The organism is Desulfovibrio sp. 1188_IL3213, from assembly GCF_036763145.1.
Lineage (GTDB): Bacteria > Desulfobacterota > Desulfovibrionia > Desulfovibrionales > Desulfovibrionaceae > Desulfovibrio.
On record NZ_JBAIYR010000120.1, the window covers coordinates 1 to 5,826 of the forward strand.

The window sequence follows — 5,826 nt, forward strand, 5'->3', positions numbered from 1 at the left end:
CTCCCGCGCTGCGGCGCTGCTTTTGTCCAGCTGCCAGCGGGTCAGGCCGTTGAGCACGCAGCGTCGGCCGTCTTTTGTAACGGCATAAAGATGCTCAAGGGTCTGGGCCATGTCGCTTCTGGCCGTCTTTCCGGCCGAGGGACAGGCATTGGCCCAGATGGGCAGGCCCCATTGCCGCGCCGCCTGGCGGATATACTTTTTCTCCACCAGCATGAGCGGACGGATAAGCCGCAGTTTGCCGTCAAAAAAAGGCTCGTTCATGCTCATGCCGTCCACGCGCCCGTTGCGGCAGATGTTCATGAAAAACGTTTCCACCAGATCTTCGGCATTATGGCCCAGGGCAAGATGGGTAAGCCCGTACTGCGAACAAAGCTCAAACAGCCTTTTACGGCGCAGCCAGGCGCAGCGGAAACAGGCCGAGCGGCGCAGGTTTTTTTCTGAGTGGGCGTCAGGCCCGTGGCTTGTGACCTCAAGGTGGGCGGGAATGCCGTGCTCCGCCAGCCAGGGCAAAAGTGCCGCGTGGCTTTGGGCGTCAAAACCGGGGTTGAGGTGCAGAGCCATGATTTCAAAGCGAAAAGGTACGATTCCCTGACGTATTTTAAGCGTTTTCAGCAGCACAAAGCTGTCCACTCCGCCGGACGCCGCCACCCCCACCCGGCAGCCGGGCCAGAGCATGCCTGCCATCTGCATGGCCTTGCCCGCGCTTTTCACGCAGACTTCCTGCGCGAAAGACCGTTTTTCTCTGCTCATGACTGGCAATCTCCTTAAGAATGGTCTATGCTGTCCGACGCCTTTCCCGGCTCTTGACAGGTACAGAGGCGGCCTATATCATATCTTATTTCAGCAGGCAAAGCCTGCACTCAGGCGTATCCCGCGCCCGACCCCCTTTACAAACGGTCGGGCGGTATTATTTCAAAAAACGAACTGCGGCGAAGTCTTTCGCCACAGATTGGCGGCCCCCGGCCGCCCACACTACGGAGGCAGCATGGCCCGTATTACTGTTGAAGATTGCCAGGAGCGCGTGGACAACCGCTTTCTGCTGGTGCAGATGGCTATCAAGCGTGTGCATCAGTACCGCGAAGGTTACGAACCCCTTGTGGAATCGCGCAACAAGGAAGTGGTCACCGCCCTGCGTGAAATAGCCGCGGGCAAAGTGCTGCCCGATGACGATGCGCTTTACACGCCGCTTGACGGGCAGGCCCCCACGGCTGAAGAAAACTAGAGCAGTTTACGAATGAAATGAGTCAACTGCTCTGCAAGGATTTTCCTGAAAATCCTTGCCACGAAATGCGAGCAGGCAGGCTTTTGCCTGCCGTAAGCGAGCATTTCAAGTGTTAAATGCTCTAAAAAACCTGCCTGACTCCCCTGCCGCAAGGCAGGCTGCGAAAAACATAACAATGCGGCCCACGCGGCTCATAAAGCGCGGAAAACCGTTTTTTATCCGCAGCCGGACAAAAAGCATCGGCCTTACGGCATCCGGCCCAAAGCGGGCCGGGATAAAAGGCGCTTAGATTCCCGCGCGGCGGTTGCCATAAGGCGGCCGCCGCGCCTGCGAATACAACCTTTAACCCAGGCGCACAAGCACGCAGCCACCGGAACCCATGATGGAGCTTGATTACTACGAGGTGCTGGGCGTCAGCCGCAGCGCCGGTGATGATGAGATTAAGAAGGCATACCGCAAGCTTGCCCTCAAGTACCACCCGGACCACAACCCGGGCGATCACGAGGCCGAACAAAAATTCAAGCAGGCGGCAGAAGCCTACGAGATTCTGCGCGATGCGGAAAAACGCGCCCGCTACGACCGCTTCGGCCATGCCGGGGTGCAGGGTGGGGCCGGCGGCTTCGGCAGCAACGAAGACATCTTCGCCCACTTCAGCGACATTTTCGGCGACCTGTTTGGGTTTTCCTCTGCCCGTGGGCCTCGGCCCATGGCCGGATCAGACCTGCGCTACAACCTCACCATTACTTTTTCCCAGGCCGCCAATGGTGATGAGATCACCCTTTCCCTGCCCAAGCACGTCACCTGTGGCGACTGCAAAGGCAGCGGCGCAGCCCCGGGCAGCAAGACCGAAACCTGCCGCCACTGCAACGGTTCCGGTCAGGTGCGGCGTTCGCAGGGCTTTTTCCAGATCGCCATGCCCTGCCCGTCTTGTGAAGGCACGGGCCGCGTCATCAGCAAGCGCTGCCCCAAATGCAAGGGCGAAGGCATTGTTACCGACACCCGCGAACTGGTGGTGCGTGTGCCTGCCGGAAACTTCTCTGGCGGCTGCCTGGGCAGGCCCGATGACGGCTGTGCGTGGGAATTGCACTTCTGCATGCCGGATAAACGGCATAACTACGTTGAAAGTATCCCTGCAAAAAAACATGCTCTTGCCCATGCTTGAGCCTTTGCCGAACCAGGCAAGGAGGAACTCATGAATTTCAGAGAATTGGTTGAAAAGGCGCGTACCTGCCGCCGCTTCGCTGAAGAGCGGCCACTGACCATGAATGATCTGGAATGGCTTGTGGATTGTGCCAGGCTTGCGCCTTCGGCCAGAAATGCCCAGGATTTGCGGTTCAGCCTTGTTGCCCAGGGCGAAACCTGCAAAAAACTTTTTTCCCTCACCCGCTGGGCAGGCGCGCTCAAGGACTGGGGCGGGCCGCACCCCGGCGAACAGCCCACGGGCTTTATCACCATTTTCATGCCGCAGGGCGGCACTGAGCTGACATTCTACGATGTGGGCATTGCCGCCCAGACCATACAACTGGCAGCCAGCAGCCGTGACTGGGGCTGCTGCATCATCAAATCTTTTGACCATCAGGCCGTACCCGCTCTCTTGCAGGTTCCGGCCAGCCTGAAACCCGCGCTGGTGCTCGGCCTGGGCGCGGCCAAAGAAACGCGCGTTGTGGCTCCGCTGCCCGCAGACGGCAATACCACCTATTGGCGCGACGCGCAGGGGGTTCACCATGTTCCCAAAAGAACCTTGGACGATCTGATTATCGGCCGTTTCTAGGGGCTTCCGGGAGTACCTGCAAGGGCAGCTTCGAGCCGTACCCAGCAGTGTCCAACCGCTTCAGCCGCACCCATGTACCCAACTGTACTCTGGGCGCGTATATGAGCGATTCAGGAAATTCTGGGGCGTTTATATGGGTACGTTTTCAGAAGGCGCTGAGTGCGGGCAGCATTGGTAATGCTCTTCTTCCCTTTGTCTGGCTGGAAAATTGTGCAAAAGCAGCAAAAAACTTGTTGTCAGCCAGCGATGCGGCAACGGTCCGGACATGCCAGGGCTGTTTCATGAACCAACTGCTCCGGCAGGATAATTTCACAGGCTGGCAAAATTCGAAGCGCCCGCCCCACAGTTCCAACCGTGCGCGTTTGCACGGTCAGGCGTGGGACGGGCGCTCACCAGTGACGGGTACGTGTGCATGACGGCTGCTTGCCTGTGGCGGCGCTTGCTTATGGGCGGCTGCGCCTGTCGCGGATGATTGTCTGTAATAGTCTGAAATACCTGACGCAGCGCAATTGCAGAACCAAACGTCACCAGCCGCCATGCGGTGTCGTCTGGCCCGGATTAACGCTCTGCAGGGCATGTTTTTCAGCAAAAAAAGTGAGGGCTGCCCCACTACTGACAGCCCTCTTTTTTGTACGTCCTGCATTCTGAGATAATTAACCGCAATGCGGCTATGGCCGCGGCTGCCGGCGTTGCATGCCACGAAATGCAACGCAGAGGCGCTCAAACGGCACTCTTTCTCACGAACACACCCACGACGCACAAATATGCGTATCAAAACATTTTTCAAACAGTATGCCTTTACGGCGCCGGAATCCACCCCGGCGCTTCAATCGCCGTTGTCATGCAGACAAAGGATGGCGCCCTGTCTCTTGCCACCTTCCTTGGCATTATACAAAGCCTTATCGGCCATTTTATAAAAGTCTTCATAGCTGTGGCGCCCTGACTGGCTGTAGGCAACCCCAACGCACATCCCTATGCACATGCCGTCAACCAGAGGCTCTTCCAGCTTGGTCGCAAGGTTTTTGCTGACACGAAAAATCCTTTCCTGCGGCATATTCTGTACAAAAACGGCAAACTCATCACCGCCAAGCCGAAAAATGGTATCATCCTTGCGAAAGCCCTGCCCCAGCAGAGCGGCAAAGGCCTTCAGCACCGCATCGCCCACCGCATGTCCGGCGGTGTCGTTAACCGCCTTGAAATCATCCAGATCAAAAATAAGCAAAGCCGCACTGGTGCTGGTTCCGTTCGTTGCTGCCAACCGTGAAGCAACAATGCTTTCGCCCGCAGCCCGATTGTAAATACCGCAAAGAGGGTCTTTTTCCGCCCGGCGCACCAACGCGTCCCTTTCCTTGATGCTGGCATGCACGTCTTTAAGAAAACCTATGATGCCGAGTTCATGAGTGCATGGATCGCTGTAGCTCACAACTGTCAGGCTGTGCCAGGTAAAGGGCGAGCCGACCTTGAGCCTTGCGCGCACCTCGCAGGTACAGTCATCTTCGTCACACAGGGCAAGGCGGATAAGCCTGATGATCTTTTCATTCTGCCCGGAGGCCAAAAGACCGTGACGTAAAAGGGCTTTCGGCACACTTCGGGCTTTAAGCAGACCACCGCACGAAGCCAGGCCCTGATCAAGATTGCTGATGATTCCGGTAACCGGATCCATCTGAAAAACCATATCCACAGTGCTGTGCAGCAGCGCTTCAAGGCGATTACGGTTTTTTGCCAGATCATTTTCTTTGTTCACACGTTCGGTGATATCCTGAAAAAGACAGGTGCAATAGCCGTACTGGGGCTGATGACAGGTTACGGCAAGATGTCTGCCCAGCGATGCCCAGAAGCCGGTCATTTCCTGTATATGTCCCTGGTAGGCCGTCTTCCAGAAAATTTCCAGCCATACTCTGTCCAGCTTCAGATGGGAGTCAATAAGAGAAACTCCGGTCAGCCATTCGCGGGGAACACCAAAAAGCGTGAAAAGAGCCTCATTGCCATAAACAACCATCAAGTCGCAGGGACGGCCCATCATATCCAGATCTACCCGCATAACCGCGAGGGCCTGAGGCAGGCCCTGCAGAAAATCCAGACGGTTCCCGCAAGCAAGGGGCGCTTCACGAGCGAGTGTCTGAAAAAAACCTGCAGAACGTCCATCCACAGCTTTCATCTGACGCTCCACACGCCGGCCGTAACCGGTCTTAGAAAAAACTTGGTACAACAACTTTCGAGGTCCATACCGTACATCCGACATATTTATAGCAAAAACTTATATAGCTTTTATCATATTAAAATACAGCAATACTGTCAATAATTCCTAACAATAATTTTCTGTCAATGTTTTAAACACGGCCAAAACAGTGCGCATCTTTTAAAAAAATAAAAAAAGCGATGCGGAGATGCATCGCCCAATGCAAAGGATCAACATTTTTCTGTAATAATTAAAAACGCTTTGCCGAGTCACCGACAGGAGGCAGAGCGGACAGAAAAAGATGAATACACAGAGTCACCAAGACAAAAACCGTGATGCGGGTCAGACATAAAAAATGTACTTACCTATACCGACGGCCTGTTCACGCCTCATGAAGAAATATTTTACGTTTTGGCCGCAGCGGTCACCGAAATGGCTGTCCCTTACGCCCGGCCATAACGCAAAAGCCACTGATTAAAAACCTCGGCCAGCAAAGAGTCACCCATAGCGTATGCCGCACGGCGGGCATGTTGCACACGCGCCTTGGCTTTTCCTTCCCGACGGTCCGCACCGGATGGCCCTGTCAGGGCGGCCCGCACCGAAGCCGCGCTGTCCGGCCCTTCCACGGCGGCCGTAAGACGCAGCAGCCTTTCA

5 protein-coding genes and 2 pseudogenes are annotated in these 5,826 nt (G+C 55.9%); 3 read left to right on the plus strand and 4 right to left on the minus strand.

The window, feature by feature from the left end:
• On the minus strand, positions 1-750 hold a 750-nt coding region (locus V6C16_RS06720), incomplete at its 3' end, for a tRNA lysidine(34) synthetase (RefSeq protein ID WP_333542929.1).
• A 235-nt stretch (positions 751-985) separates the two neighbouring features.
• Here V6C16_RS06720 and rpoZ point away from each other — a divergent pair.
• The 3 genes and pseudogenes from rpoZ to V6C16_RS06735 all read left to right on the plus strand — a co-directional run bounded on the left by rpoZ (position 986) and on the right by V6C16_RS06735 (position 2,993).
• Entirely contained in the window at positions 986-1,222 is a 237-nt protein-coding gene (gene rpoZ / locus V6C16_RS06725; RefSeq protein ID WP_333536944.1) for a DNA-directed RNA polymerase subunit omega, read from the plus strand.
• A 379-nt stretch (positions 1,223-1,601) separates the two neighbouring features.
• Positions 1,602-2,291 (plus strand): annotated as a pseudogene (locus V6C16_RS06730) (DnaJ domain-containing protein); the annotation flags it as partial.
• 123 nt (positions 2,292-2,414) lie between these two features.
• Complete coding sequence (locus tag V6C16_RS06735) at positions 2,415-2,993, plus strand: nitroreductase family protein (protein WP_333534277.1); 579 nt, start codon at positions 2,415-2,417, stop codon at positions 2,991-2,993.
• 145 nt (positions 2,994-3,138) lie between these two features.
• Here V6C16_RS06735 and V6C16_RS06740 read toward each other — a convergent pair whose 3' ends face one another.
• The 3 genes and pseudogenes from V6C16_RS06740 to V6C16_RS06750 form a co-directional block, all read right to left on the minus strand.
• Positions 3,139-3,276, minus strand: a complete 138-nt coding sequence (locus tag V6C16_RS06740) for a hypothetical protein (RefSeq protein WP_333534278.1) — start codon at positions 3,274-3,276, stop codon at positions 3,139-3,141.
• A gap of 543 nt (positions 3,277-3,819) precedes the next feature.
• Positions 3,820-5,151 carry a GGDEF domain-containing protein gene (locus V6C16_RS06745; protein WP_333534279.1) on the minus strand — a complete coding sequence of 444 codons (1,332 nt, stop codon included), beginning with the start codon at positions 5,149-5,151 and terminating at the stop codon, positions 3,820-3,822.
• A 464-nt stretch (positions 5,152-5,615) separates the two neighbouring features.
• Positions 5,616-5,826 (minus strand): annotated as a pseudogene (locus V6C16_RS06750) (glycosyltransferase family 2 protein); the annotation flags it as partial.